The following is a 25,596-nucleotide window of genomic DNA, read 5'->3' on the forward strand; positions in this document are numbered from 1 at the left end:
TCCGGCGCACCGCTCAGCCACGCTTCAGGATCAGGTTGTGCGCCCCGTCCACCGCGCCGGACCAGCCGCTGGCCAGCAGAATGGTCGAGGTGCCGTCCTCGATCAGCGCCGGCCCGGCCAGCGTGCTGCCGGCGGCGGGACGCGGACCGCAGGCCGCCTGCTGTTCCATGCCGCGCTCGAACAGGGTGACGGTCGCCGGCTCCGCGCCGCCGGCATCGCCTTCCAGTTCCGGCGGCGCGCCCGGCGAGGCCGCGGCGCGGGCCCGGAAGGCGACGATCTCGATAGCCGCGCCGCCGGCCTTGTCGAACTCGAAGACACGGTGATGCGCTTCCGCGAACAGCCGGCCGATGGTTTCCGCATCGATCCCGCGGCCCTCGCCGGGCAGATCGACGGCGATCTCGAAGGCCTGGCCGACATAGCGCATGTCCAGACTGATCCGCGTCTCGATGGGGCCGCCAAGTCCCAGTTCCTTCAACTGCTTCGCCGCCGCGGCGGAAACTTCGTCAATGGTCGCGCGGATTTCGTCCATCGCCTCGGCGGAGAGGCGCGTCTGCCGGGTCACGCTCTCGAAATGGACGAAATCAGAGGCCAGCAGGCCATATGCGGAGAGCACGCCCGCCGCCGGCGGCACCACCACGGTGGCGATGCCGAGATCCTCGGCCACCCGGCAGGCCAGCATGGGGCCGGCCCCGCCGAAGGGCGCTAGGGCGAAGTCGCGCGGATCGTGGCCGCGCTCGGTCGAAATGCGCTGGATGGCCCGAACGATATTGGCCTCGGCCACGCGGATCGCGGCGTCCGCGGCCTCCGTCAGCGACAGGCCCAGGCGTTCCGCCACCGGCTCCAGCGCCGACGCCGCGGCGGCGCGGTCCAGCATCATGTCGCCGCCGAGGAACGTCTCGGCGCGGATGGTCCCCCGCACCAGGTGGCAATCGGTGATGGTGGGCGTCGTCCCGCCGCGGCCATAGCAGGCCGGCCCCGGCTCGGCGCCCGCGGATTCCGGGCCGACGCGCAACAGACCGCCGTCGTCGATCCAGACCACGGAGCCGCCGCCCGCCCCGACCGTGGCGATGTCGATCACCGGCGTCTTCACGGGCAGCCCGTCGATCTCCGTGGACGGCGCGAGGTCGGGCTGGCCGTCGCGGACCAGGCAGACATCGGTCGATGTGCCGCCCATATCGAAGGTGATGATGTTGCCGATACCGGAACGGCCGGCCTGGCGCGCCGCGCCGACCACGCCAGCCGCGGGTCCGGAGAACAGGGCCGTGATCGCGGACTTCGCCATGCCCGCCGCCGGCAGCCTGCCGCCGTTCGACTGCATGACCGAGAACCGCCCGCGATGGCCGCGTGCCGCCAGCGCCTCGGAAAAGCGGCCGAGATAGGCGTCGATCACCGGCTGCACATAGGCCGCAAGCGCCGTCGTGGAGGCGCGCTCGTATTCGCGGAACTCCCGGCAGACGTCCGACGAGCAGGTCACCTTGAGTTGCTGGAAGCGCGCCCGGATGGCGTCCGCCAGTTGCTGTTCGTGGGCCGGGTCGACATAGGCGTTGAGCAGGCAGATGGCCACAGCGCCATAGCCGTCATCCTCGGCCATGCGCTCGGCGATGCGCTCCATGGTCGCCTCGAGATCGAGCGGCGTCGCCACCTTGCCGTCGGCGCCGATGCGCTCGGGCGCCTCGACCACATCGCGGCGGCGCACCACCGGCTCCGGCTTGGCGTAGGCGAGATCGTAGATGCGCCGGCGATTGTGGCGCTGCAGGAACAGGATGTCGCGCATCCCCTCCGTCGTCACCAGCATCACCCTGGCGCCCTTGCGCTCCAGAATGGCGTTGGTCGCCACCGTCGAGCCGTGAACGAGATCGTCGACCTGCGACAGATCCAGGCCTGCCGCCTCGATCGCCGCCAGAGCGCCCTCGTCCGGGCGCGACGGGGTCGAAGGCACCTTGGCCACCTTCAATCGTCCGTCCTCGCCGATGGCCACAAGGTCGGTGAACGTACCGCCGACTTCCACACCTACACGCATGCGCCCCAATCCTCCCCTGATCCGAGACCGTGAATCTCTACCACGGTTCGCCAGCTGGACGCAGTTCCACCATGAAGGAGCGCGCCGAAGCCGGCTGATGCGCGGTGCGGTAGATCTCTGCGGCGAGGTCGGCGGGCTTCGCCAGCTTCGATTCGTCGATGTCCGGCCAGCGCTTGCGGACGAAGGGCATGTCGATCAGCGCGTCGACCACGACATAGGCGACATGGACGCCCTGCGGCCCGAGATCCCGGGCCAGCGCCTCGGCGACGATCCGCCCGCCTGCCTTGGACGGCGACCAGCCGATGAAGTTCGGCTTGCCGCGCAGTGCGCCGGTGTTGCCGGTGACGATCAGCCGACCCGTTCCGCGCTCGACCATCGCGGGACAGAGTTCCTGCGCCGTGACCAGCGGCCCCGTCGCGTTGACGCGGAATGCGCCCTCGAACTGCTCGACGGTCACGTCTTCGTAGCCGCCGAAGGCCGCGATCGCCGCGTTGTAGATGACGACGTCCGGCAGGCCCTGCGCCTCGACCACGCGCTTCAGCGCGGCGCGGTAGCTCTCGATGTCGGCGATGTCGGCTGCGAATCCGGTCGCGCCCGGGTTCTCGCTTTCCCATGCCGCCAGCCGGCCTTCATGGCGCGCCATCATGGAGACGCGATAGCCGCCCGCAAGAAACGTCTGGACGACGTGCAGGCCGAGCCCCGGCCCGACGCCGACGACGAGACAGTGAGGCCGGCTCATCCGGCGCGACCCGCGGCAGCGTAATCCCTGGCTTCCATTCCCTGTCCTCCCTCTTTCTCCGCCTGTAACCTGTTGCCGGAATCAGGGGAGGCAAGCGCATGACGGAATTTCTGGAGGCGGCGGAAGCGGTGAAGCGCATTCCCGCCGGCGCCACGGTCTACATCCAGGGCTCGGCCGGGGAGCCGACGGATCTGGTTTCGGCGATCGCCGCCGACCCGGACGCGGGCCGCGGCTGCACCTTCGTCGGCGTCGCCGTACCGGGGATGAACCGCAACGACTATTCGGCGCTGCACGAGAGCGCGCGGGCCATCGCCTTCTTCGGCACGCCGGACAACCGCGACAGCATGGCGAGCGGGCAGACGGCGTTCATTCCGAAGCAGTATCACGCGCTCTATCGCTATCTGGAGCAGGACCTCGATATCGACGTCGCGCTGGTGTCGCTGCGCGAGGGGCCGGACGGGACCTACCGCCACGGCTTCGGCCTGGACAGCCAGTCCGCCGTCCTCGACAAGGCGAAGCTGGTGATCGCGGAGATCAATGCCGGCATGCCTGACGGCGGCAGCGCCCCGCCGGTGCCGGCGGACAGGATTGATATCGCCATCCGCACCGACCATCCCGGACCGACGCTCGGCATCGGCGAGATCACCCCGGACGTCCAGGCGGTCGCCGACAATGTCGCCGCCATGATCGCGGACGGCGACTGCATCCAGATCGGGATCGGGACGCTGCCCGTGGCGCTCCTGCGCGCGCTCAGGACCAAGAACGATCTCGGCATCCATTCGGGCATGCTGGCCGACGGCATGCCGGAGCTGATCGACAATGGCAACGCCAATGGCCGGCGGAAATCCATCGACACCGGGCTCCACGTGGCCGGCGTCCCCAACGGCTCCCAGGCGCTCTACGACTGGACAGACGGGCGCCGCGACATCGCCTGGCGGCCGATCTCCTACACCCATGATTCGGCGATCATCGGCCGGATCGACAATTTCATCTCGATCAATTCGGGGCTGGAGGTCGACCTGTTCGGCCAGCTCAACGCCGAGACTGTGAAAGGCCGCCAGATCTCGGGCACCGGCGGGTCGGTCGATTTCATGCGCGGCGCGCAGCGCAGCCGCGGCGGCAAGGCGATCCTGGCCATGACCGCCACCGCCGCGCGGGGCAAGGTCAGCCGCATCGTCGCCCGCCTCGATCCGCTGGGGATCACGACCGGACTCCGCACCGACATCGACTACGTCGTCACCGAACATGGCGCGGCCCATCTGAAGAACCTGCCCGTGCACCAGCGGCCCGAGGCGCTGATCGAGATCGCGGGACCCGATTTCCGCGAGGAATTGCGCGACGCCTGGCGCGACATGACAAAGGGCCTCTGGCCGGGCTGAGCCCACGGAGCCTCCGCCGTGCGGTGTGACATCTTGTTGGCCAACGGTGGCATGCGCACGCCCCGGACCCAAATGTCACGGAAGGAAGCGGTAGAGTATCAGGAGCGTATCCGTGTCACCCATTTCCAGATACCTGGCCCCTGCCCTGGCCATCGCCTGCCTGTCGGTGCTCCCGCTGGCGGCGGAACAGCATGCCGACCGGGCGACGGAGCCCAAGCCCGATTTCGAATCTCTCGACGCCAAGCGGCTGAGCGAGGACAAGGCAAGCTATCACTACACCGAACTGAAGGACGAGATGCGAGAAGGCTATGCCCGCTCGGAACTGGCGGCCGCGTCATCCTACCAGGACTGGAGGCGCTACAACGAGGCCCCGTATCTCTCGCAGATGCACGGCAGCCGCTATGTGAACAACTACGCCAACGAGGCAGCGCGCGGCTACGGGCAGGGCGAGGACGCCCCCGCCATGCCGCCGGGGGCCGTCATTGCCAAGGACAGCTTCGCCTTCACCAATGACGGCCGGGTCTATCCGGATTCCCTTTTCCTGATGGAGAAGCTGGAGGCAGGCGCCAATCCGGCGACCGCCGACTGGCGCTATGTCATGGTCTCGCCCGAAGGCGCCGTGATCGGCGACTCCACCGGCGCCAACCCGCGCCGGGTCGACTTCTGCCACGGCTGTCACCGGGCGATGGACGAGAACGACTATCTGTTCCACGTCCCCGACGACTACAGCACCATGCGCTGAACCACGCTGTCACCGGCGGGGTGATGCCACAGCCCCGGGGAGGGGCGGCCCCTAGGCCTCCGTCTCGATGTGGTCCATGTCGTCGTCGGAGAAGCCGAAGTGATGGCCGATCTCGTGGATCAGCACATGCTGGACGACATGCTCCAGGTCCTCGCCCGTTTCCCGGCAGTAATCGAGGATCGGCTGGCGGTAGAGCCAGACCATGTCCTGGTCGCCGCCGGGGTCGTTGACCGATTTCCAGGGCAGGCCGACGCCATGATAGAGACCCAGCAGGTCGAGCGGATGGTCGATGCCGAGGTCGTCCAGCACCTCGTCATCGGCGTACTCCGCGGCGCGGATCACCAGTCCCTCGCAGTGCTGCGCGAGTTCCGGCGGAATCTCCGACAGCGCCTTCTCGCCCAGCCGGGCGATGGTCTCGAGGTCTGCGTCTCGCATGAATGCGCGGTTCATGACTTCCTATTTGTCTCCGCGGGCACGGTTTGGCAATGCTCTGGCGCAGCGGCGCCCTTACCAGCCGGCACCATGTGTCCTACATGCGGTGGGACCGACAACGCAGGCAACGGAGGCCGAGATGAGCGAGAAGCTGAGCGACAAGGAACGCCAGGAGGCGCTCACCGAACTGAAGGGCTGGTCGATGGTGGAAGACCGGGACGCGATCAAGCGAACCTTCGAGTTCAGGGACTTCAACCAGGCCTTCGGCTTCATGAGCCGCGTCGCCCTGAAGGCGGAGAAGATGGACCACCATCCCGAGTGGTTCAATGTCTACAAGACCGTCGAGGTGACCCTGTCCACGCACGACGCCGGCGGGCTGACGGACAAGGACGTCAAGCTGGCGAAGTTCATGGACAAGGCGGCCGGTTAGGCGGCCCGGCGGCTACCCCGTCCACTCGCTGACGAACTGCCGCCAGTCGGCGCGGCGGGGACCGGCGAACTCGCGCTTGGGCCGGCCGACATAGATGAAGCCCAGAAGCTGCTCGTCCGGGCCGATGCCGAGCGCCTGCAGCACGTGCCGGTCATAGGCCGGCGCGCCGGAGAGCCAGATGGCGCCGAGGCCCTCCGCCTGCGCGGCCAGAACCATGTTGTAGCCGGCCATGCCCGCCGCCAGCACCTGCTCCACTGGCGGGGCCTTCGGATGATCGGGCGTGATACGGGCGATGACGGCGATCACGACGGGTGAGCGGAGCGGCTTCTTGCGGTCCTTCTCGACCGCCCCGGCGTCCTCCCCGCGCTTCTCCGCTGCTTCGGCAAAGATGTCCCCCAGCCGGCCGCGCGCCTCGCCGCGGATGGTGAGGAACCGCCACGGCGTCAGCTTGCCGTGGTCCGGCGCAGTCATCGCCGCCGCATAAAGCGTCTCCAGCTCCGCGTCTGTTATCTCCTCGTCGGTCTGCAGCTTCGGCCCTACGGAGGCGCGGTTGGTGACCAGTTCGATGGGCTTCATTCTCGGTTCTCCGCGTTTCGGTTCAGGCTGCCGGCATGGCGCGGTCGATCATCGGCTGCAGATCCAGGCCGTCGGGGAGCGTCCCGAAGGCCCGGCCCCAGTCTCCGTCGAGACGGCTGGCCAGGAAGGCGTCGGCGACGGCCGTCGGCGCAGCGGCGGTCAGCAACGCGCCCTGCCAGGTCATGGCCATCTTCTCGACGATGCGCCGCGCACGCAGCTCGATCCCCTCCGGGCGGCCGAACTCGGCGGCGAGATCGTCGACGGCGGCGTCCAGTCTGGCGTCCTGCCCCCTGGCGTCGTTGAGGCTCTTCAGGAACAGCTCCAGCGCATGGGGCTCGCGCTGCATGGCGCGCAGGACGTCCAGGCAGATGACGTTGCCCGAGCCTTCCCAGATGCCGTTGAGCGGCGCCTCCTTGAAAAGCCGCGGCATGATCGTCTCCTCGACATAGCCGGCGCCGCCGAGGCACTCCATGGCCTCCACGATAAGCGGGGTGACCCGCTTGTTGGCCCAGTATTTGGAGACCGAGACGGCGATCCTGGCGAATGCCGCTGCCTCCTCGTCCGCCATGCCGTCGTCATAGGCCTGGGCAACGGCCATGAACATCGCCGTCGCGGCCTCCTGCTCGACCGAGAGGTCGGCGATGACGTTGCGCATCAGCGGCTGCTGGCTGAGCTTCTTCTGGAAGGCGACGCGGTGTTCGACGTGATGCGCGGCCTGCGCCACGGCCTGGCGCATCAGCGCCGTCGGCCCGGCGGTGCAGTCCAGGCGGGTGTGCATCACCATGTCGATGATGGTGCGGACGCCACGCCCCTCCTCGCCGATCATCACTGCCCAGGCCCCGTGATACTCGATCTCCGAGGAGGCGTTGGACTTGTTGCCCAGCTTGTCCTTCAGCCGCTGGAGCTGGAAGGCGTTGCGGGTCCCGTCCGGCCGCCAGCGCGGCAACAGGAAGCACGACAGCCCCTCGTCCGTGTAGGCCAGGGTCAGGAAGGCGTCGCACATGGGCGCCGAGCAGAACCACTTGTGGCCGGTCAGTTCGTACTCGCCGCCCGGCCCGCCCGCACCGAGCGGTTTCGCCCGTGTGGTGTTGGCGCGCACGTCGGAGCCGCCCTGCTTCTCGGTCATGGCCATGCCGATGGTGAGCCCCGTCTTCTGCTCCGGCGGAATCGAGCGCGGATCGTATTCGCGGCTCATGATCCCCTTCCGCCAGATCTCCGTCGCTTCCGGCTGGCGCTGCAGCGCCGGCATCGCCGCATAGGTCATGGTCAGCGGGCAGCAGACGCCGCCCTCGACCTGGTAGGTCATGTAGAGCATCGCCGCGTGCGCCGCGTGCCCGCCCTTGCGCCCCTCCCAGGCGATCGAATGCTGCCCGTGGCGCATGCCGAGCGCCATCATGTGGTGGTAGCTGGGGTGGAACTCGGCTTCGTCGATGCGGTGGCCGTAGCGGTCATGGGTCTTCAGCACCGGGGGAAAGACATTGGCGAGCCGGCCATGCTCGAAGGTTTCGGCCCGGCCCAGCTCCTCGCCCATGGCGTCGACATGCGCCTCGGCCCAGCCCGCGCCGTGGCGGTTCAGCGCCTCCCTCAACGCCGCATCGGAGCGGTAGAGATTGTAGTCCTCCAGCGGCGGCGGCTGGTTGCTGACTTCATGGGTCGTGAGTTCGGCGCGGGGGCGAAGATGGGACATTCGGATCGGACCTCCCTGTTGCCGTCGAAGATAGTGCGGATCGGCGCGCTTGTCCTAGCGCAGCGCGAGCGTCGGATCGACGCCCCGGGGCAGCAGCAGCCACATGGCGAGCGGCCGGTTGAGCCGGCCGGCCCTCTCGCCGGCCTCGTCGCCGGGACCCAGGAACAGATCCGCCCGCACCGGGCCGCGGATGGCGCCGCCGGTGTCCTGGCCCATGACCAGCCGCCGGATCGCCGCCTCGCTTTCGACGCCCGGCGCCTCGATCCAGAAGGGCAGGCCGAAATACCAGAGCCGGCGGTCGATGGCGATCGAACGCTCCGGCGTGACGACGACGCCCTCGGCGCCGATCGCGCCTTCCGTCTCGCGCTCGGTGAAGAAGACATAGGACGGATTGAGATCCAGCAGTTCGTGGACGCGGCCGGGATTGTCCTCCAGCCATTGCCGGATCGCCTGCATCGACATGTCCGCCGCAGCCACTTCGCCCCAGGCGATCAGATCCCGGCCGATGGCGCGGTAGGCGCGGCCGTTCTGCCCGGCATAGCCGACATAGGCGACCTCGCCGTCGGGTAGCGCGACGCGTCCCGAACCCTGTATCTGCAGGAAGAAGGCGTCGACCGGATCGGCGAGCCAGAGGAGGTCCAGCCCGCGGCCGTCCAGCGCGCCCTGCCGGATCGCCTTGCGGTCGTGATAGGGCACCAGCCGGTCGCCATCGACACGGCCGCGGATCGTGCCGTCGAGGTCATCGCTGAAGTCGGTGAGACGCGCGGTCACCAGATCGCCGGGCACGCGGTGCAGCGGCACATCGTAGCGCGCCGAAGGTTCGCGGCTGCCGGGATAGACGGGCTCGTAATAGCCGGTGAGCCGGCCTTCGCCTTCGGCCACGCGCCAGGCTGTCCAGTCATCGGTCAGATGCGCCTTCAGGGCCGCGTCGTCCTCGGGGACCGCAGCACACGCGGCGGCCAGATGCGGCCCCAGCGGATTGGCGCGCCGCGGCCAGTGGGCGCAGCTTCGCATCATCGCAGCGCGAAAGCCCTCGAGGTTGTCGTCTCCCCAGCCGGGCAGCGCGGCGACGCCGGTCTGTTCGAAGGCGATTGCGGGCGGCTTCTCGGGCGGGCGCTCGGCCAGTTCGCGGAACAACAGCCACCAGAACCCGGCCAGCGCCGCCACCATCAGCGCCAGCGCCAGGGCGACGGGCGCGGCGTGCTTCACGGGCCGGGCCTCAATGCGCGGAGCGGGTGGAAATCAGCTCCCAGTTCGGATCGCGGGAGCGGGCATCCTTGGCAAAGGTCCAGATGTCGGTAACCACCGAAATGTCCTCGGCGTCGCCGGCGACGATCTCGCCGTCCTTGTCGCGGGTGACGGAGATCATCTCGGAGACGAACCTGACCGTGACCTCGGCCTTGCGGTCGACGACGCGCGCCTCGACGATCTCGACGCTGTCGAAGCCGACGAGCTCGGTTTCCTGGGTCTGGCCCTCGGCCTTCCGCCGGTCGATGGCGTCGGTGAAATTCTTGTAGACCTTGCCGGCCAGCAGCGGCTTCAGGGCCTGTTTGTCGCCCTTGGCGTAGGACGTCACGATCAGTTCGTAGGCCGCCTTCGCGCCCTCGACGAAGCTGGAGCGGTCGAACCCGCCGCCGCTCGCCCGGCCGATCTCGTTGAGCGCGCGGTCGAGAGGCGTGGCGTCGTGGTCGGGTTCGATGTCGAAATCGGTATCCCGCGGCGCATCCTGACCCGGCAGGCGGATCACGTTATCGTCCTGGCGGCCGTTCTTGGCGGGCTCTTCGCCGCGCCGGTCGACATGCGAACGCGGCTCTTCCTGCTCATGACCGGTCCTTCGCCCGAGCGTGTTCTTCAGCCGCAGGAAGAAGAACGCGGCGATCATGCCGAAGATTACGACCTCGAAAAACGGAAAGTCAGATCCCATATCACTCGCTCCGGCGTCTGGCGCCGGTCTTGGTTCCTGGCGCGCAATGTCTGCGTCGCCTGCTCTCGTAACATAGGCTTCGGAGGTTGCCCGAACAAGCCATGCCGCTACTGCTGCTCGCCTTATTCATCGGAATGCCGATCCTGGAGATCGCCGTCTTCATCGAAGCCGGCGGCTGGATCGGACTCTGGCCCACGCTCGCCATCGTGCTGCTGACCGGCATCGCCGGCACGGCGCTGCTCAGGATCCAGGGATATGGCGTGGTCCGCCGCATCCGCGAACAGATGGATCAGGGCCGCCCGCCGGTCTTCGAGATGTTCGAGGGACTGTGCCTGTTCGCCGCAGGGCTGCTGCTGCTGACGCCGGGCTTCGTGACCGACACGATCGGGTTCCTGCTGTTCCTGCCGCCGCTGCGCAAGGCCATCGCGAGGCTGATCGGACGGCGCATCCAGGTGCAGGTGAATGCGCGCGGATTCGGGCCGGGCGAACCGCCCCACGGTCCCCATGGTCCGGGCGGCCCCCGGCGCGATCCGGGCGGCCCGGTGATCGACGGCGAATACGAGACCGTGGAGCCCGACCGGGACCGTCTCAGGTCCTGAATTTCGCTGTGACAAGCGGGGCCGGCCATGCTAGCGGACAGGCCCCGAGACGTACCGAGCGGAGCCGAGAGACATGGCCGAGGAAACAGGCGACAACCAGCAGCCCCCGCAACAGAACCAGCAGCCGCAGATCCGGCTGAACGTGCAGTATGTCAAGGATCTGAGCTTCGAGGCGCCGAACGCGCCGGAGGTCTTCCTGAAGCAGAACGAACAGCCGAAGATCTCGGTCAGCGTCGACATCGACGCCCGCCGCATCGAAGGCAATGTCTTCGAGGTCCTGCTGAAACTGGACGTCAATGCGAAGCGCGACGACCAGCCCGTCTTCATCGTCGATCTGGCCTATGGCGCAGTCTGCACCTTGGTGAACCTGCCCGACGAACAGATCGAGCCGGCCTGCCTGATCGAGGTGCCGCGGATGATCTTCCCCTTCGCGCGCCGCGTGATCGGCGATGTCACCCAGGACGGCGGCTTCCCGCCGCTGCTGCTCGACCCGATCGACTTCGTCCGCCTCTACCAGCAGAACAAGCAGCGCCAGCAGGCCGCCCAGCAGCAGCAGGGCGACACGGAGAACTAGGCTTCGGACGCAGACCGGCCTGCGCGCAATGCGGCGTGCGCCGGCGCCGGTGGACCGCTAGGCTCCTCCGGTTTCGCGCCACGGAGACCCTCCATGCATATCGCCAGCGCCTGGCCGGTGCTTGCACCGTTCGTCCTGCTGTCCCTGTCGAACATCTTCATGACCTTCGCCTGGTACGGGCATCTGAAGTACCAGGGCTCCGCGCTCTGGATCGCCGTCCTCGCGAGCTGGGGCATCGCCTTCTTCGAATACTGCCTGGCCGTGCCGGCCAACCGCATCGGCTATGCGGTCTGGAGCGCCGCCGAACTCAAGACAATTCAGGAAGTGATCACGCTTGTCGTCTTTGCCGGCTTCGCGGTCCTCTATCTCGATGAGAAGATCACCTGGAACCACGGCGCCGGATTTTCCCTGATCGCGCTGGGCGCATTCTTCGTTTTCGCCAAGCCGATCTGATCGCGGCTGCGGCTACCGCGAAATCGAACGGCTCTTCGCTTGCGATACGCAGCCCGATCGTCGGAAGATCGCCCGCAGAGGACCGGAAGCATGGCCGCAATGACGGAATCGATCGAGTGAAGCAGGTGACGCGCCGCCGGGTCGCCATCGCCGGCGGCGGCTATTCCGGTGCAGCGGCGGCGATCCAGCTAGCGAAGACCGCGCCTTCGCCGCTGGAGATCATGGTGATCGAGCCCCGGGCGCGGGTCGGCTGCGGCGCGGCCTATGACGTCCACGATCCCGCGGTACGCCTCAACGTCGAAGACAGCCTGATGGTGGTGGAGCGCGAGGACCTGCCCCGGTTCGCGCGCTGGCTGGACGAGAGCGGCGCCCGGACGGCCGATCCGGGCGGCGTCACCGACGAGGGCGAGTTCTTCGCCCGGCGCGAGGCCTTCGGCCGCTTCATGATGGGTCAGTTCGCCGCCGCCGTCGAAAGCAACGCATCCGGTTCGACGCTCCGCCACTGCCGCGACAGGGTGACGGCGCTGCGCCCGCTGTCCACCGGGTTCCGCCTGGAACTCGCCGGCGGCGCCCCGCTCGACGCGGATCTCGTGGTGCTGGCGGTCGGCAATGAGCGGCCGGCCCGGCCCCCGGTTCTGCCGGACGCGTTTCTCGAGGCCCCGGGCTATTCCGGCGATCCCTGGGGCGACGGCGCGCTGGAAGCCGTCGGAGCGGACGACCGCGTACTGCTGATCGGCAGCGGCCTGACCGCGGTCGACATGATCGCCTCCCTGACCCTGCGGGGACACCGGGGGCGGATCGACGCCGTCTCCCGGCGCGGGCTGCTGCCCCGCGAACAGGGCGAGTTCCCCGGCATCGCCGAACTGCTCCGCCGTATCGCCGCGCCCGTGCCGGCCCTGATCGAGAAACATGGCGAACCGCGCACGGTGGGCGAGGTGCTGCGCTGGATCCGCGCCGATGTCAGGGCGGACGCCGCCCGGGGCGTCAGCTGGCGGGACGCCTTCGATTCCATCCGGGATGCCGCCCGCCACATCTGGCCGCGTCTGCCGCTGGAGGAGAAGCGGCGCTTCTTCCGCCATCTGAAACCCTGGTACGACTGCCACCGCTTCCGGGTCGCGCCGCAGATCAACCGCATCGTGCGGGAACGTATGGCCGACGGGTCGCTGACGCTGGCCGCCGGCCGCCGGCCGCATCGTCGCAGCGCGGGTCGCCGGGGATGGCCTGGAGGTCACGCTGCGCGAACGGGGCGGCGAAGCGGCACGAACCGCCATCTACGACCGGGTGATCAACTGCACCGGGCCGAACCCCGATCCGGGCCGGTCCGGCATCGGTTTCGTCCGCGACGCGCTGGCGGCCGGCCTGCTGGCGCGGAACCCGACAGGCGTGGGCCTGGCCGTCAACGACCGCTGCGAGACCCTCGGCCCCGACGGCGCGGCGCACGCGAACCTGCTCGCCATCGGCCCCATGACCCGGGGCCATTTCGGCGAGTCCGTGGCGGTGCCGCAGATCACGCTGCAGCTCGCCACCCTGACCGCCCGCCTGACGGAGGAAGAATGGCTGTAGCGCGAGCGCCGCCCCGTCTCAGGAATGCGCGTCGAGGAACTGCCGGATCGTGGTGGCCGCCGCCTCGATGTGCTCGGGCTCCTTCCACTCCTCCACCAGCATGGCGTCGGGGGCGAGCTGGGCCACGCGCCGCGAGGTGGCCTCCGGGTGGTAGGCGTCGTTGCCCATCATGACGAGCAGCGGGACCGGACATTTCGCGATGAAGGCCTCGCCCTGGCTGAACAGGAAGTCCTCGCCGCCGAACAGGTTCTGCCGGAAGGCTGCGAAATCGTCATCGCTGGCCTCCGGGTGCCCGGCCTTCGCCTCCCCGGCCCAGCCGTCGAACATGTCGAAGAAGATCCGGCGGTCGCCGTCCAGGCCGATGGGCTGCAGCATCACGGCCGAGGCCACGCGCTCGGGCGCATGCCGCGCCAGCTCGGCGATGAAGGAGCCGCCGATGCACATGCCGACGACGTGGAAGCGCTCGATCCCCAGATGGTCCATCAGGCCGAGCTGGTCGTCGCGGTATTCGGCCCAGCCGTCGGTGGGACGGATCGGGGCTTTCGACTGCCCGGCATTGCGCTGGTCCATGGCGACGACCCGGTAGCCATCGGCCAGGCGCGCCATCGGATCCCAGGGCATCTTCGGCCAGTAGGACACGGCCGAGCGCATGCCGCCCGGCGCCAGCGCCAGCACCGCCGCCGGCCCGTCGCCGTGCACCTCGTAATGGATCTCCGCATCCCCGCGCGTGAATGTCGGCATGCTACGCCTCCCCTGCCTGTTCTGGGCGATCCTGCATCATGATGGCTCCGAAGGTCGTTGCGAACCCGTCTTGCGGCCTAGATCCGGTCCTGCAGCCGGGCCAACAGGTCCATCCGTTCATGCAGAAACCCAAGGACGATCGGACGGCCGCCAGTCGGATCGAGGAAAAAGATCACGTGACGACGGCATCGCGTCGATTTCAGGCGCGCATGAATCTCTGACCATATGCGGACCGGGCGGCCGGCCAAACCGGCGCAGCAATCCTCCAGGTCGCCAAGATAGCGGTCGGCCTGATCCGGCCCCCAGTTCTCCGCCGTGTAGAGCCATATCTCGCGGAGATCACCCTCGGCTTCGACGGTCAGATCGAAGCCAGCCATGCTCAGGCTTTCAGATTGCCTCTGGCCTGTTCCGCAATCTCGCCGAACGAGCACTCCGACAGGCGCCCATTCTCGGCGCTTTCGATCCGCGGCGACAACACTGCCTTCAGCGCGTCCAGCGCCTCGGACGTCTCCATACCTGCCAGATCGGGAGAACCCCCAAGGGCGCGCTCGATCACGTAGTCCTTGATGCTCTGGCCGTTCAGAGCGGCGGTCGCCTTCAGCTTCTGGTGCTGCTCGCGCGTTATGTCGATGGAAAGCCGTGGCATGCAGCAAAGCTAGGGGCACAAACTGTAAAAGACAACATCTGTGCTATCAGCCGAGTGATCTAACTGCCCTCTCCCCGCTCCGCCTTCGCGGCGCTTTCGGCCGAGACGGTATTGAAGATGCCCCTGGCCATCAGGGAGCGTTCGGCGTCGCGGCGGGCGGCGTAGACCTTCGCGCGGGCCGCGTGCACGGCCTTTGCATCGGGCGAGGCCTGCACCGCGATCTCGGCCAGGTGGCAGGCGAGACGGTGTTTGCCGGCCTCCGACAGTTCCCGCGCCCGAAAGCTGAGCGCCGCGGCCCCGCCCGCCAGGCGGCAGAGCTCGTCCGCCAGTTCCTGCTCCTTCGCCGGTTTCAGATTGGCCGGGTTGCCGTCGTACCAGCCGCCATAGAGCCGCCAGATGTTGCGGACGACGAACTCCGGCTCGTCATAGACCGGTTTCAGATACGGCTTCTCCAGCAGGTCGGCCGGCGCCGAGACGGTGTGGATGATGTCGTTCAGCCGCGCGCCCTGGTTCATCAGCTCCAGCGTGTCGCGCACCAGCCCCTCCAGCGCGCGGGCCATGCTGTCCAGCACGCCGGCGATCCGCTCCCGCCCGGCGATCGGCAGGCCGTGCGCGGGCAGCAGCAGTTCCGGTTCCATCGCCTGCATCTGGCGCAACGCATGCGCCCATTCCAGCGGATAGCGCTGCGCCTTCTGCGGGTTGCCCGCATTGGGGAAGGCCCAGATCAGGAAATCGCCGGCGCAGATGGCCCTGTGCTTCGGCAGCCAGGCCCAGAGATGGTCGTCGGTCTCGCCCCTGTCGTGGCGCATCTCGACGGTCTCGTCGCCGACCCGGACAGTCAGGCGGTTCTGAAAGGTGGTGTCGGGGCGGACCCATTCGGCGGGGCCGAAGGGCCGGTCCTCCCGCCCCGCGCCGCCCATGCGTCCGCGCGAGAACTGGCGCTGGTTGACGATCCTGTTGTAGCCGCTGGTGAGCTGATAGCGGTCGATGCGGGCGTCGACGTTCTCGTGTGCGATGAAGCGCGGGCGCGGATTGCCGGCGTCCGCCGCCTCGTCGACGAAGGCCTTGGCGCCGCCGACATGGTCGATATGGCCGTGGGTGAAGGCGATGCTGTGGACCGGGTCCTTCGTCCACTTGCGCATGTTCTCGATGATCGGGCGCGCATGGGCCTCGTGGCTGGTGTCGAACAGCACCAGCCCCTCGTCGGTGCGGAAGGCGAGCACATGGCTGAAGGCCTCGATCACCGCGACGCCGTCGGCGATCTCCGACAGCTCCCGGCTGCGCCGGTCCAGCGGCGAGGTGTCGCCCTCCGGTATCGCGCCCTCGTCGATGTAGCGCGCGCTCATGCCCAGCAGATCGGCCATGGTTCTCTCCCCCTCCCTGCAATGTCAGCTGTACTGACAGTGACACAGCGCCGTCTACTTGTCGTAGGGGTAATCCCCGTCGCGACAATACTCGAAATCGGCGACCTTCTTGGAGTAGGGTGCCGGAAACTCACTCAGGACATCACACATGCGCTTTGGGTGAAGCGGAACAAGGCCGAACTGCAAAGCATGGCTTTCCACCTGTCGTTTCATCAGGTCCATCACGGGCTGAACTTCATTCTCATCAAGTCGCGTTGCCAGACTGAGTGCATACGCGAGTTCATACAGCCGATGCTTTGTTGGCCAGGGGATAGGCTCCGATTCTTGCGCGGACGATAGATAAGTCCTCATTAATTCAACGGTTTTTCCAATTGCTTCAGGGTGCCCACCAGCCACTGCAATCTGTGCTGCGCCGGTGCCCATGGCGCCTGGTTGTGGGATGAGTTCGAATGCCTGCTCTGCGTATGCCTCCGCTGCGCTAGGGAGACTGGCCAATACAGTTCTGGCAAATGGCTTCAACGATACCTGATACACCCCGTCGTCAATCATCCGGTATTGAGTAAAGGCGACATACGCGACTCCCTCGACAATACGAGGTCGGGCTTCACCGATTCTTGCCGCCAATCGAAGGTCCAGACGGTCGAACCGATGGTTCCAGCCGCTGACCGCGTCGATCACGTCTGCAAAGCGTGAATAGAAGCCCTTCGGGATGCAGACCGGAAGCCTCTCCTCTCCCACTTTTCTGCGCAACCCCCAAGAGAAGAACTCCATGACGCCTCGTCGAATGCTCCATGCGTCATCGCCCAGCACCTCGACCGCCTTGATCGCGGTCTCCAACTTTTCTCGTTCTTCCGACGTCGCTGTCACGCATGAGGCCTGCCGCCAATCAGGGAACGCCAACAGAATGTCTGCTTCGCCCTCGCGCGCCTCTTCGAGCTGCTCTGGTTGATCGAGCCGACCGATCAGATAGCCAAGTGCCAACCCAATGGAGATCAGCAGCAAGAGCGACAACAGTCGTCGTCTGCGTTCCGAGACAGAATTGTCGTCCTTGTCTTTCACTTGGATCTCCAGGGAAGTTCATTGAGGAAGCGAATCTACATCAGCGTGCCGCCATCCAGCGCATGCCGGCAGAGTTTCTTGGCGGCGGTGGGCAGGGCGAGATCGCCGAAGTCTTCCGGCTTCGACCAGATGCCCTCGGGGCCGCTGCCGACAGCCTGACCGGTCCAGACGGTCATGTCGAAGTGGAAATGCGTGAAGCCGTGTCGGACCACGCCGTTGAGTTCGGTCCATTGGGCCGGCGCCGGCGCGTGGGAGAGCGCCTCCCCCTCTCCCCAGGCCTCCCCCTCCCGCCATGGCGTCGAGGGCGGCATCGCCATCCCGCCCAGCAGGCCTTCGTCGGGGCGGCGCTCGAACAGCACCGCGCCGTCCTCGCGGACCAGCCAGAAGAACACCGCCCGGCGGGTCGGCTTCGTCTTCTTCGGCGCGCGCCGAGGCAGTTCGGCGGCGATGCCGCGTTCGGCGGCGGCGCAGTGAGCGCGGATCGGGCAGCGCCCGCAGGCAGGCGACTTCGGCGTGCAGATCGTCGCGCCCAGATCCATCAGCGCCTGGGCGAAGTCGCCGGGCCGGCTGTCGGGCGTCAGCGTGGCGGCGAGGCGACGGAGTTCCGGCTTGACGCCCGGCATCTCGTCCTCGACCGCGAACAGCCGCGCGGTGACCCGTTCGATATTGCCGTCGACGGGCATGGCCGGCCGGTCGAAGGCGATCGCCGCGATGGCGGCGGCCGTGTAGGGACCGATTCCGGGCAGTTGCAGCAGCCCGGCCTCCGTCTCCGGGAAGCGCCCGCCATGTTCGCCCGCCACCGCTATCGCGCATTTCAGCAGGTTCCGCGCCCGGCTGTAATAGCCGAGCCCCTGCCAGGCGTGCATCACCTCGTCCTGGTCGGCGGCGGCCAGCGCCCCGACGGTCGGCCAGCGTTCGATGAAGGCGCGGAAATAGGGCCCGACGGTCGCCACCGTCGTCTGCTGAAGCATGATCTCGCTCAGCCAGACGCGGTAGGGATCGGGCGTCTCGCCCGGCCCCGCGCGCCAGGGCAGCACCCGGCGGTGGCGGTCGTAGTGAGCGAGCAGATCGGCTACGATCCGCCCGCGTTGATCGGCGTTCATGGGGCCTCAGGGTGGCGGCGGAAAATTCGGGCGGCAAGAGACGACGCGGCGGCGGATTCCGCAAGGCCTCGGAGGAGGCGCGGGCTATCCTCTCGCCCGTCTTCCGCAAGCGCGGCTTCGCCCAGACCGACATCATCACCCAGTGGCCGCAGATCGTCGGCCCCACCATGGCCGACCAGTGCCGGCCGGAACGGCTGATGTGGCCGCGCGACGAGGCGAACGCCGACGGCGCGACGCTGCACATGGTCGTCGCCCATGGCTGGGCCACCGAGGTGCAGCACCTCGAGCCCGTGATCGTGGAGCGGGTCAACCGCTTCTTCGGCTGGCGCGCGGTGACGCGACTGAAGCTCCGCCAGGCCAATATCGAACCCTGGCGGCGGAAGGAGACGCCGAAGCGCCGCCCGCTGACCGAGGCCGAGCGGGCGGAACTGGAGCGCCTGGTCGCGGGCGTCTCCGATCCCCGGCTGAAGGAATCGCTCCGCCAACTGGGGGAGACGATCTTCACGACCGAGGGTCCGGCAACCTAGAACAGGAAGCTGCGGTCCAGGCCCATCTGTTCTGCGAAGGGCGCCTCGGCGGTCAGCGCCTGCGCCACCGGCGCCCAGGACAGCATGGCCGAGAACTGCGCCGCCAGCTTCGGATGGCGCGCCCGATCGAGCCGGAAGCCCAGATAGTGGTAGTTGAGGAGGTTCGACATGATCGCGATATCGGCGATGCACGGATGCGACCCGCCGAAGAAGGCCCCTTTCAGCTGCGCCTCCGGATAATCGAAGACCGGCGGCGCCGCCTGCTCGACGATGCGGGCAACCTCGCCCTCGTCCACCGGTCCCTGCTGCAGGATGTTCGGCCCGATCACCTTCTGGAAGAACAGCGGGTGGATGACCTCGCGGAACAGCACGGTGGTGGCGAACTGCTCCAGCCAGAGGGCTTCGCCGAGGGCCTTCGCATCCGCCGGATAGAGCGCCGGCTCCGGGGCCAGCCGTTCGAGAAAGGCGCAGATGGCATTGGAATCGGCGATGCGGTAGTCGCCGTCTTCCAGCGCAGGCACCGTGCCTGCCGGACTCAGATCGCGCCAGCCCTCGGGCGGATCGAAGGGAATGACCGGCGGATTCTCGAAAGGGACACCCTTGGTGAGGGCGGTGACGATCGCCTTGCGGGCATGAACCGAAATCGGGACGCCATGGATCTTCAGCATGTCTTGCTCCTGTGCTGAGGGGAAATCGAGTCGCCGGACAGACTCCGCCTGTCGCCGGCAGCGATGGCGCGGCGGGAAGAGGGTCCGGCGGTGGCAGGATTGGCGGTCTCTACGGCTCCGTGGCCGCGGTCACCGGGAACTGCACGTCGACCACGACGTCGGTCCGCCCGGGGATCTCGCCCGGCATTTCGAGGAACACCTCGCGACAAGGGCCGGCGATGCGGAAACGGTTGGCTTCCATCCAGACACCGAGTGCGCCGAACGCCCTGTGGATTTCGTGGGGCGGGCCGCTGCGCGCCAGGGAGGCGACGGCGGACGCTGCTTCCAGTTCCCGCATCTCCAGCAGGCCGCCGCCGGGCAGTTCGACCCGGGTGTTGGTGGGACGCGACAGGGTGAAGCCGAACTCGAGGTCCAGCACATCGCCGTCGAACTCGGAATGAGCGACGACCACCAGGTTCTCGCGCTCCGCCGGGCGCAGCCGCCGACGGCCCGCGCGGCTCACCGCTCCGAGCATCTCGACGGCCGCGTCCATGTCCTCGCATGGGCGGCGCACCGCGAGATAGGGTCTGGCCGGCGCTGGCCTCAGCACGATGTCGGGCAACACCGCCCGGCCCTGTTCCTCGATCTGTTCGATGCGCGATTCGATCTGGCGGAGGCGAGCCTGTTCCTCGGCCAGGTCCCGCTCCACCTGCGCCTTGCGGATGGCGAGCATGCCGCGCATCTCGTCGGCCGGCACGTCGTCGTCCAGCAGACGGCCGATCTGATCCAGCGAGAAGCCCAGATCCTTCAGCGCCAGCAGCCGGTTGAGACGCGGCAACTGCCCGGCGCTGTAGTAACGGTAGCCGGTCTGCGGATCGATCCGGTCCGGCTGCAGCAGGCCGAGACGGTCATAATGGCGCAACTGACGGCCCGACACGCGGCCGATCTGTGCAAACTCGCCGATCCTGAACATTTCGCCTCTCCGCCATCACCTCGCCGGCAGCTTTCGTTCCGGCACGGGAAGGACGGTACGGTTTGACACAATGTCAAAGTCAAACCGCTTTTTCGCAGTCCTGCGGTTTTATTGCGGGAGACCGTCTGCGAGGCAGTCAGTCGTCCCGCGCGCGCTCCAGGATCGTGACCGCGCAGGCCGCCTCCTCGAAGCCCATGACGCCGCCGCCGTTCTCGGCCAGCGCAATGCGGGCGTCGGGGACCTGCCGCTCGCCGGCCTCGCCGCGGAGTTGGGTGGTGAGTTCGTAGATCATCGACAGGCCGGTGGCCCCCACCGGATGGCCCTTGGAGACCAGCCCGCCCGAGGTGTTCACCGGCACCTTGCCGCCCGGCCCGGTCTCGCCGGCCTCGATGAAACGGCCGCCCTCGCCGATGTCGCAGAAGCCCATCATCTCCACCTGCAGCACTTCGCAGAAGCTGGTGGCGTCGTGGACCTCGGCGACCTGGATGTCGTCGGGCTTCAGGTCCGCCATCGAGTAGGCCTTCTTCGCCGCCGTCATCGAGAGCGACGGCTCGTCGAGCTTCTTGTACTTGCCGCCCGAGAGCGCGTTGGCGCGAATCTTCACCGCCCGGTCCTTCACCGCCTGCGGCAGGCCCTGGAAATAATCCTCCGAGACCACGACCGCCGCCGCCGCGCCGTCGCCGATGGGTGAGCACATGGCGCGGGTCAGGGGATAGCTGACCGGCCGGTCCTGCATCACCTGGTCGACCGACATCTGGAACTGGTACTGCGCGTTCGGATTCATGGCGCCGTAATTGTGGTTCTTCGCCGCGCCGGCGGCGATCTGGCGCTGCGTCGTGCCGTGCTTCTTCATGTGATAGCAGGCCTGCATGGCGTAGGTGTCCATGAAGACCGTGCGGTTCGGCCCGGTCTCGAATTCCTTGCCGGCCTCTTCGCCCGCCGCCTTGTAGTATTCCATCCACTCGTCAGGATCGAAATTGTCGATGCCGGCGTAGAAGCTGCGCTGGATCTTCTCCGGCTCGTCGGGGATCCAGATCTTCTCCACGCCCAGCGCCAGGCTGACGTCGGTCTGGCCCGACAGAATGTCCTTCCAGGCGCCGTGCAGCGCCATGGACGCGGTGGCGCAGGCGCCCTCCACATTGATCATCGGGACGCGGGCGGGGAACAGTCCCTCGTTGACCAGCGGCGTGAAGCAGACCTGGCCGCGAATCGAGCCCTGATCGTTGTGCAGCCACATGCCGCAATTGCCGAACCAGCCGAACTCGATGTCGTCGCCGTTCTCCATGCCGGCGTCGGCCAGGGCGCCCAGATAGGCCTCCCGCGTCAGATCCTTGAAGGACTTGTCGGGCCATTTCTGAAAGCGTGTGGAAAAACTACCGATGATGTAGGCGTCGCGCATCTGATCCTCCCCGTCACAGAATAATCACCGGATATACAGCAATTTCCTCGATCCGCCCAATTGTCGCCGCCTTCGCCGCGGACTATGGATAACGTCAGATGTGGTGAACGGCAGACATGGGGGCGCCCAGCCGATGTTCAGCAAGAAGCAGAGTGGCCAGAACGGCAACACCGAAACCGGCGAGGCGAAGGAGGACGCGCCGCGCTTGCCCAAGACGAGCACACCGCGTCCCGCCGAGGACCTGCTCGCCCGGCGGCCGCGGCCCGACATCCCGCGCACGCCGGCCGCACCGGCGGCCGCGAGCGCGGCATCCGAACCCCGTGCGCCGGCGCACAGGGATGAGACGGCGAAGGAAGAGCAGAGCCGGCTGCTGGTCGGCGAGGGGATCAAGCTGAAGGGCGAGATCACGAACTGCGCCGAACTGGTGATCGAGGGGGCCGTCGACGCCCGCGTCGAGGCCAGCCGCTTCCAGGTCAGCAACAACGGCACCTTCTCCGGCGAATGTAATGTCGAGGAAGCCGATATCGCGGGACAGTTCGACGGCACGCTGAACTGCCGCGGCAAGCTGATCGTGCGCAGCACCGGCAAGCTGAAGGGCACGCTGCGCTATGGCGACGTGGAGATCGAGGGCGGTGGCCGCGTCGCCGGCGAGATCCAGGAATTCGGCGCCGAGGAAAGCCGCAAACCCGTCGAGCAGCCGCAGCTCAAGGCCGCCGGCGAGTAGCCCGGGCACAACCACCGGAGATCTTTCGCGAGCGCGCGTCGTCCCCCGGGGCGGCGCGCGTTCCGCTTTTGCAGCGCAGCCCTGCGCAAGAAACGGGATAACAGCCCTTCCGGCGCTGGCATAAGATCGCGCCATGTTCAGCCGCCTGCCCTTTTTCTACGGCTGGGTCATCGTCGCGGTGGCATTCGTCACCATGGCGGTGTCCGTCAGCGCCCGGACCTCCTTCTCGCTGCTGCTGCCACCCATCCTGGATGAGTACGGCTGGGAGCGCGCGGTCGTCGCCGGAGCCTTCTCGACAGGCTTCCTGATGTCGGCGTTGTTCAGCCCCATCGCGGGCCGGCTTGTCGACCGGAAGGGACCACGGCTGGTGATCCAGATGGGCGCCCTGTCGGTCGGCGCCGGCATGATCCTGGCGACGCAGGTCGCCGAACCCTGGCAGCTCTACCTGACGGTCGGCGTGCTGGTCGGCGTCGGCGCGAACCTGATGAGCTACACCGTGCAGTCGATGTACCTGCCGAACTGGTTCCAGCGCCGCCGGGGACTGGCCATCAGCCTGGCCTTCAGCGGCGTTGGCGTCGGCGCGATTCTGGTCCTGCCGGCCTTCCAGCAAATCATCGTGGCCGAGGGCTGGCGCGAGGCCTGCTACACGCTCGGCATCCTGACCCTGGTGTTGCTGGTGCCGATCAATCTGCTGGTGCGCAAGCGCCCGCAGGATCTCGGCCTGCAGCCCGACGGGCGCAAGCCCGCGCCCGGCGAGACCGACGATGGCGGCCAGCGCTATCGCATCGTGGATCCCGAATGGGTGGCGGTGGAGTGGACGCTGGGCCGCGCCGTCCGGACGGCGCGGTTCTGGTGGGTCGCGCTCGGCTTCTTCACCGCCCTCGTCGCCTGGTACGCGGTGCAGGTGCACCAGACAAAGTACCTGCTGGAGATCGGCTTCAACCCCATCGACGCGGCCTGGGCGCTCGGCTTCGTCGCGGTCGTCGCCATTCCCGGCCAGATCGCGCTGGGCGCGCTGTCGGACCGGATCGGCCGCGAAGGCGTCTGGGCGCTCGCCAGCCTGGGCTTTGCCATCACATATGCCGCTCTGCTGGCGCTGAAAGTGTGGCCGACCGAACTGCTGCTCTACGTCATGGTCTTCGGCCAGGGCTTTCTGGGCTACGCCTATACGTCCGTGCTGGGACCGATCATGGCCGAGATCTTCGAGGGCCCGCATTTCGGCACGATCTTCGGGGCCATGAACGTGGCCGCGATCGGCGGCGGCGCAGCGGGACCGTTCATCGCAGGCGTGATCTTCGACGCCACCGGCAGCTACGATCCGGCCTGGATATTCGCGCTGGTCTGCTGCTTCGTCAGCGCCTTCGCCATCTGGCGCGCCGCCCCGCGCAAGGTCCGCTCGGTCGTTACCGCCCCCTGAAGTCGGGCTTGCGCTTCTCGACGAAGGCGCGCGTGCCTTCGCGCCGGTCCTCGCTGTCGAAACAGCGGCCATAGGCGTCCAGCTCGAACTCGCGCGCGGTGGCGAAGTCCATCTCCAGCGACGCGTTGAGCACGGTCTTGAGCTCGCGCATGGCGACGGGACTGTAGTTTGCGAGGGTCTCGACGACCTCGGCGGTTTCCTTCTCCAGATCATCCGGTTCGGCGAGCCGGTTGACCAGGCCGAGCTGGAAGGCGCGCTCGGCTGAGAAGCGGTCGCCCAGCAGGCAGATCGCCCGCGCCGTGGCCGGGCCGATCAGCCGGTCGATCAGCACCGTGCCGCCGGTGCCGGGAAAGATGCCCAGCCTGATCTCCGGATAGCCGAAGCTGGCCGCCGTGGAGGCGACGCGGATGTCGCAGGCCATGGCGATCAGCATGCCGCCGCCCAGGGCGTAGCCCTGGATCGAGGCCACCAGAGGCTGCGGCATGCGCCGCATCTGGTCGTAGAGCCGCATGCCCGTCCAGCTCCGCGTCTCCGCCTCGCGGCGGGACATGCCGACCATCTCCTTGATGTCGGCGCCGGCCACGAAGGCCTTGTTTCCCGCGCCCTTCAGCACGATGACGCGGATCGCCGGATCGACCGCGACCTCCGCCAGCAGTTCGCTCATCTCCCGGAAGACGGTCGAGTTCAGCGCGTTGAGCTGGTCGGGGCGATTGATGGTGATCGTACCGACGCGGCCCGCCGGCTCGTAGAGCAGTGTCTCCCAGGCCATGGCGATCAGGCGGCGGCGGCGATGTCGCGGGTCGGACGGTGGCCGATGATCGAGACCCGCTCGCCATAGCGGCTGTAGGGCCAGTAGTCCCAAGACGCCTGGTGCTGCAGACAGCGGTTGTCCCAGAACATCAGCGTGTTGGGCCGGTAGCTCATGCGGACCTGCAGATCGAGGCGCTTCTCGACATGGCGGTAGAGCATTTCGAGGATGTGCTGGCTCTCGTAGCGGCTCAGGCCCTTGATGTGGGAGGTGAAACCGGGATTGACGTAGAGCACTTCGCGTCCGGTGTCGGGATGGCGCACCACGACGGGGTGCTCGTTGCGCGGATAGCCGCCCTCCGGCGGAACGGTGTTGTAGGCGCCGACATAGGGAATGGCGCCGTCGTGCACCGCGGTCAGGGGGCGCAGGAATTCCTTCATCGGCTCCGACAGGGTGTCGAAGGCGCGGTACATGTTGGCGAAACAGGTATCGCCGCCGCAGCCCACATCCGGCACCTGCTTGATCAGCAGCATGGAGCCCATGGGCGGGCGCTCATCGCAGGTCACGTCGGCGTGCCACGCCCCGCCGGCGGTGTATTTGGAGTTCTGGGTCGTCTTGATCTCCAGGATCGCCGGATCGCTCTCGCCGCCGGTATCCCCCTGCATCAGCGGATGGTCGCTCTTGCCCTCGCCTTCGGCGAAGGGGTTGTCCTTGTGCGTCGTCTTCATCCGGTCGTGCTTCAGCGGATGGACATGCAGCTCACCGAAATGCGACGCGAACGCCTTGTGGGCGTCCCGGCCGATACTCTGATCGTGGAACGCCAGCACGTGATGGGTCACGAATGCCCGCCGGATCTCCTCGAGTTGCTTCGGCTCCAGCGGTTTCGAGAGATCGACGCCATGGACCTCGGCCCCCACCACCGGCGTGACCGGCCGGACATCGATGGTGTCATAGCCCTCGGTCTTCCAGTGATCCTGATAGGTGACGGTCGGCCTCTGCAGCGTCATTTCGGCATCCTCCCGATTAATTTGATTGCATTATTCATACACCATTCGCCGCCGCGAATCAGCAGCAAAAGCCATGCGGATGGCGTGCTCACACGGCATGGCGCAGCCGGCATGCGCACAGCG

Annotated in this window: 29 protein-coding genes; 10 read left to right on the top strand and 19 right to left on the bottom strand. The window is 67.6% G+C overall.

The genetic code is table 11. The features are described 5' to 3' along the window. Window positions 1-13: 13 nt before the first annotated feature. Window positions 14-2,020, bottom strand: a complete 2,007-nt coding sequence (locus TEF_16610; GenBank protein ANK82228.1) for a hydantoinase — start codon at window positions 2,018-2,020, stop codon at window positions 14-16. A gap of 37 nt (window positions 2,021-2,057) precedes the next feature. Next, entirely contained in the window at window positions 2,058-2,759 is a 702-nt protein-coding gene (locus tag TEF_16615) for a hypothetical protein (protein ID ANK82229.1), read from the bottom strand. Window positions 2,760-2,857: 98 nt separating this feature from the next. Between TEF_16615 and TEF_16620 the strand changes: the two genes are divergently transcribed. Beyond that, window positions 2,858-4,138 carry a hypothetical protein gene (locus tag TEF_16620; GenBank protein ANK82230.1) on the top strand — a complete coding sequence of 427 codons (1,281 nt, stop codon included), beginning with the start codon at window positions 2,858-2,860 and terminating at the stop codon, window positions 4,136-4,138. A 121-nt stretch (window positions 4,139-4,259) separates the two neighbouring features. Further along, complete coding sequence (locus TEF_16625) at window positions 4,260-4,880, top strand: hypothetical protein (protein ANK83560.1); 621 nt, start codon at window positions 4,260-4,262, stop codon at window positions 4,878-4,880. Window positions 4,881-4,931: 51 nt separating this feature from the next. Here TEF_16625 and TEF_16630 read toward each other — a convergent pair whose 3' ends face one another. Then, window positions 4,932-5,330 carry a hypothetical protein gene (locus TEF_16630; protein ID ANK82231.1) on the bottom strand — a complete coding sequence of 133 codons (399 nt, stop codon included), beginning with the start codon at window positions 5,328-5,330 and terminating at the stop codon, window positions 4,932-4,934. Between the two features lie 121 nt (window positions 5,331-5,451). Here TEF_16630 and TEF_16635 point away from each other — a divergent pair, with 121 nt between their 5' ends. Further along, window positions 5,452-5,742, top strand: a complete 291-nt coding sequence (locus TEF_16635) for a 4a-hydroxytetrahydrobiopterin dehydratase (protein ANK82232.1) — start codon at window positions 5,452-5,454, stop codon at window positions 5,740-5,742. A gap of 12 nt (window positions 5,743-5,754) precedes the next feature. On the opposite strand, the gene TEF_16640 is transcribed toward TEF_16635, so the two are convergent. From TEF_16640 to TEF_16655, 4 genes are read right to left on the bottom strand one after another with little or no spacing between them, the layout of a single operon-like run. Further along, a complete protein-coding gene (locus TEF_16640; protein ANK82233.1) occupies window positions 5,755-6,318 on the bottom strand; it encodes a hypothetical protein in 564 nt (187 codons plus the stop codon). Window positions 6,319-6,340: 22 nt separating this feature from the next. Then, the gene (locus TEF_16645; protein ID ANK82234.1) at window positions 6,341-8,005 is read right to left on the bottom strand and encodes a DNA alkylation response protein; all 1,665 of its coding nucleotides are present in this window, start codon (window positions 8,003-8,005) and stop codon (window positions 6,341-6,343) included. Between the two features lie 54 nt (window positions 8,006-8,059). Further along, a complete protein-coding gene (locus TEF_16650) occupies window positions 8,060-9,229 on the bottom strand; it encodes a hypothetical protein (protein ANK82235.1) in 1,170 nt (389 codons plus the stop codon). Further along, window positions 9,225-9,929 (bottom strand): hypothetical protein, encoded by a 705-nt coding sequence (locus TEF_16655; protein ID ANK82236.1) that lies wholly within the window; start codon window positions 9,927-9,929, stop codon window positions 9,225-9,227. Before TEF_16655 ends, TEF_16650 begins: the two co-directional genes overlap by 5 nt. A gap of 101 nt (window positions 9,930-10,030) precedes the next feature. Between TEF_16655 and TEF_16660 the strand changes: the two genes are divergently transcribed. The 3 genes from TEF_16660 (at window position 10,031) to TEF_16670 (ending at window position 11,555) form a co-directional block, all read left to right on the top strand. Then, on the top strand, window positions 10,031-10,528 hold the full coding sequence (locus TEF_16660) for a hypothetical protein (GenBank protein ID ANK82237.1): 498 nt from the start codon (window positions 10,031-10,033) through the stop codon (window positions 10,526-10,528). Between the two features lie 73 nt (window positions 10,529-10,601). Then, entirely contained in the window at window positions 10,602-11,102 is a 501-nt protein-coding gene (locus TEF_16665) for a protein-export chaperone SecB (GenBank protein ANK82238.1), read from the top strand. 93 nt (window positions 11,103-11,195) lie between these two features. After that, window positions 11,196-11,555: a hypothetical protein gene (locus tag TEF_16670; GenBank protein ANK82239.1), complete on the top strand. Its 360-nt coding sequence runs from the start codon at window positions 11,196-11,198 to the stop codon at window positions 11,553-11,555. A gap of 188 nt (window positions 11,556-11,743) precedes the next feature. On the opposite strand, the gene TEF_16675 is transcribed toward TEF_16670, so the two are convergent. Beyond that, window positions 11,744-12,748, bottom strand: coding sequence for a hypothetical protein (locus TEF_16675; GenBank protein ID ANK82240.1), 1,005 nt, complete (start codon window positions 12,746-12,748; stop codon window positions 11,744-11,746). Window positions 12,749-12,836: 88 nt separating this feature from the next. Here TEF_16675 and TEF_16680 point away from each other — a divergent pair, with 88 nt between their 5' ends. Continuing rightward, window positions 12,837-13,118, top strand: coding sequence for a hypothetical protein (locus TEF_16680; GenBank protein ANK82241.1), 282 nt, complete (start codon window positions 12,837-12,839; stop codon window positions 13,116-13,118). An 18-nt stretch (window positions 13,119-13,136) separates the two neighbouring features. On the opposite strand, the gene TEF_16685 is transcribed toward TEF_16680, so the two are convergent. From TEF_16685 to TEF_16710, 6 genes are all read right to left on the bottom strand, one after another. Continuing rightward, entirely contained in the window at window positions 13,137-13,859 is a 723-nt protein-coding gene (locus TEF_16685; protein ID ANK82242.1) for an alpha/beta hydrolase, read from the bottom strand. A gap of 77 nt (window positions 13,860-13,936) precedes the next feature. Beyond that, window positions 13,937-14,236, bottom strand: coding sequence for a hypothetical protein (locus TEF_16690; GenBank protein ANK82243.1), 300 nt, complete (start codon window positions 14,234-14,236; stop codon window positions 13,937-13,939). 2 nt (window positions 14,237-14,238) lie between these two features. Beyond that, the gene (locus TEF_16695; GenBank protein ANK82244.1) at window positions 14,239-14,505 is read right to left on the bottom strand and encodes a hypothetical protein; all 267 of its coding nucleotides are present in this window, start codon (window positions 14,503-14,505) and stop codon (window positions 14,239-14,241) included. A 59-nt stretch (window positions 14,506-14,564) separates the two neighbouring features. Continuing rightward, complete coding sequence (locus TEF_16700; protein ID ANK82245.1) at window positions 14,565-15,869, bottom strand: MBL fold metallo-hydrolase; 1,305 nt, start codon at window positions 15,867-15,869, stop codon at window positions 14,565-14,567. Window positions 15,870-15,923: 54 nt separating this feature from the next. Then, window positions 15,924-16,880 carry a hypothetical protein gene (locus TEF_16705; protein ANK82246.1) on the bottom strand — a complete coding sequence of 319 codons (957 nt, stop codon included), beginning with the start codon at window positions 16,878-16,880 and terminating at the stop codon, window positions 15,924-15,926. Between the two features lie 83 nt (window positions 16,881-16,963). After that, window positions 16,964-18,031 carry an A/G-specific adenine glycosylase gene (locus TEF_16710; GenBank protein ID ANK82247.1) on the bottom strand — a complete coding sequence of 356 codons (1,068 nt, stop codon included), beginning with the start codon at window positions 18,029-18,031 and terminating at the stop codon, window positions 16,964-16,966. An 86-nt stretch (window positions 18,032-18,117) separates the two neighbouring features. Between TEF_16710 and TEF_16715 the strand changes: the two genes are divergently transcribed. Beyond that, window positions 18,118-18,558, top strand: coding sequence for a hypothetical protein (locus TEF_16715; GenBank protein ID ANK83561.1), 441 nt, complete (start codon window positions 18,118-18,120; stop codon window positions 18,556-18,558). Here the strand turns inward: TEF_16715 and TEF_16720 are convergent. The 3 genes from TEF_16720 to TEF_16730 all read right to left on the bottom strand — a co-directional run bounded on the left by TEF_16720 (window position 18,555) and on the right by TEF_16730 (window position 21,577). Further along, window positions 18,555-19,226 (bottom strand): hypothetical protein, encoded by a 672-nt coding sequence (locus TEF_16720; protein ANK82248.1) that lies wholly within the window; start codon window positions 19,224-19,226, stop codon window positions 18,555-18,557. The two genes, TEF_16715 and TEF_16720, sit on opposite strands and share 4 nt — an antisense overlap. 109 nt (window positions 19,227-19,335) lie before the next feature. Beyond that, window positions 19,336-20,178: a hypothetical protein gene (locus TEF_16725; GenBank protein ANK82249.1), complete on the bottom strand. Its 843-nt coding sequence runs from the start codon at window positions 20,176-20,178 to the stop codon at window positions 19,336-19,338. Window positions 20,179-20,314: 136 nt separating this feature from the next. Beyond that, on the bottom strand, window positions 20,315-21,577 hold the full coding sequence (locus TEF_16730; GenBank protein ID ANK82250.1) for a thiolase: 1,263 nt from the start codon (window positions 21,575-21,577) through the stop codon (window positions 20,315-20,317). A gap of 133 nt (window positions 21,578-21,710) precedes the next feature. On the opposite strand from TEF_16730, the gene TEF_16735 reads away from it, so the two are divergent. After that, a complete protein-coding gene (locus TEF_16735) occupies window positions 21,711-22,301 on the top strand; it encodes a hypothetical protein (GenBank protein ANK82251.1) in 591 nt (196 codons plus the stop codon). 133 nt (window positions 22,302-22,434) lie between these two features. Continuing rightward, window positions 22,435-23,718, top strand: coding sequence for an MFS transporter (locus tag TEF_16740; protein ANK82252.1), 1,284 nt, complete (start codon window positions 22,435-22,437; stop codon window positions 23,716-23,718). Here the strand turns inward: TEF_16740 and TEF_16745 are convergent. Both TEF_16745 and TEF_16750 read right to left on the bottom strand, forming a co-directional pair. After that, a complete protein-coding gene (locus TEF_16745; protein ANK83562.1) occupies window positions 23,705-24,493 on the bottom strand; it encodes a hypothetical protein in 789 nt (262 codons plus the stop codon). The two genes, TEF_16740 and TEF_16745, sit on opposite strands and share 14 nt — an antisense overlap. Continuing rightward, complete coding sequence (locus tag TEF_16750; GenBank protein ID ANK82253.1) at window positions 24,493-25,473, bottom strand: hypothetical protein; 981 nt, start codon at window positions 25,471-25,473, stop codon at window positions 24,493-24,495. Before TEF_16750 ends, TEF_16745 begins: the two co-directional genes overlap by 1 nt. Between the last annotated feature and the right edge of the window lie 123 nt (window positions 25,474-25,596).

Source organism: Rhizobiales bacterium NRL2, assembly GCA_001664005.1.
Taxonomy (GTDB): Bacteria; Pseudomonadota; Alphaproteobacteria; order Minwuiales; family Minwuiaceae; genus Minwuia.

Excerpts from the sequence above, each read along its gene's own strand:
- TEF_16615 (ANK82229.1), bottom strand. The coding sequence starts at position 2,759 with ATGAGCCGGCCTCACTGTCTCGTCGTCGGCGTCGGGCCGGGGCTCGGC.
- TEF_16690 (ANK82243.1), bottom strand. The coding sequence starts at position 14,236 with ATGGCTGGCTTCGATCTGACCGTCGAAGCCGAGGGTGATCTCCGCGAG.
- TEF_16695 (ANK82244.1), bottom strand. The coding sequence starts at position 14,505 with ATGCCACGGCTTTCCATCGACATAACGCGCGAGCAGCACCAGAAGCTG.
- TEF_16735 (ANK82251.1), top strand. The coding sequence starts at position 21,711 with ATGTTCAGCAAGAAGCAGAGTGGCCAGAACGGCAACACCGAAACCGGC.
- TEF_16750 (ANK82253.1), bottom strand. The coding sequence starts at position 25,473 with ATGACGCTGCAGAGGCCGACCGTCACCTATCAGGATCACTGGAAGACC.
- TEF_16720 (ANK82248.1), bottom strand. The coding sequence starts at position 19,226 with ATGCTGAAGATCCATGGCGTCCCGATTTCGGTTCATGCCCGCAAGGCG.
- TEF_16685 (ANK82242.1), bottom strand. The coding sequence starts at position 13,859 with ATGCCGACATTCACGCGCGGGGATGCGGAGATCCATTACGAGGTGCAC.
- TEF_16640 (ANK82233.1), bottom strand. The coding sequence starts at position 6,318 with ATGAAGCCCATCGAACTGGTCACCAACCGCGCCTCCGTAGGGCCGAAG.
- TEF_16660 (ANK82237.1), top strand. The coding sequence starts at position 10,031 with ATGCCGCTACTGCTGCTCGCCTTATTCATCGGAATGCCGATCCTGGAG.
- TEF_16635 (ANK82232.1), top strand. The coding sequence starts at position 5,452 with ATGAGCGAGAAGCTGAGCGACAAGGAACGCCAGGAGGCGCTCACCGAA.
- TEF_16665 (ANK82238.1), top strand. The coding sequence starts at position 10,602 with ATGGCCGAGGAAACAGGCGACAACCAGCAGCCCCCGCAACAGAACCAG.
- TEF_16620 (ANK82230.1), top strand. The coding sequence starts at position 2,858 with ATGACGGAATTTCTGGAGGCGGCGGAAGCGGTGAAGCGCATTCCCGCC.
- TEF_16675 (ANK82240.1), bottom strand. The coding sequence starts at position 12,748 with ATGCGGCCGGCGGCCGGCGGCCAGCGTCAGCGACCCGTCGGCCATACG.
- TEF_16630 (ANK82231.1), bottom strand. The coding sequence starts at position 5,330 with ATGAACCGCGCATTCATGCGAGACGCAGACCTCGAGACCATCGCCCGG.
- TEF_16610 (ANK82228.1), bottom strand. The coding sequence starts at position 2,020 with ATGCGTGTAGGTGTGGAAGTCGGCGGTACGTTCACCGACCTTGTGGCC.
- TEF_16725 (ANK82249.1), bottom strand. The coding sequence starts at position 20,178 with ATGTTCAGGATCGGCGAGTTTGCACAGATCGGCCGCGTGTCGGGCCGT.
- TEF_16655 (ANK82236.1), bottom strand. The coding sequence starts at position 9,929 with ATGGGATCTGACTTTCCGTTTTTCGAGGTCGTAATCTTCGGCATGATC.
- TEF_16730 (ANK82250.1), bottom strand. The coding sequence starts at position 21,577 with ATGCGCGACGCCTACATCATCGGTAGTTTTTCCACACGCTTTCAGAAA.
- TEF_16645 (ANK82234.1), bottom strand. The coding sequence starts at position 8,005 with ATGTCCCATCTTCGCCCCCGCGCCGAACTCACGACCCATGAAGTCAGC.
- TEF_16670 (ANK82239.1), top strand. The coding sequence starts at position 11,196 with ATGCATATCGCCAGCGCCTGGCCGGTGCTTGCACCGTTCGTCCTGCTG.
- TEF_16710 (ANK82247.1), bottom strand. The coding sequence starts at position 18,031 with ATGAACGCCGATCAACGCGGGCGGATCGTAGCCGATCTGCTCGCTCAC.
- TEF_16740 (ANK82252.1), top strand. The coding sequence starts at position 22,435 with ATGTTCAGCCGCCTGCCCTTTTTCTACGGCTGGGTCATCGTCGCGGTG.
- TEF_16700 (ANK82245.1), bottom strand. The coding sequence starts at position 15,869 with ATGGCCGATCTGCTGGGCATGAGCGCGCGCTACATCGACGAGGGCGCG.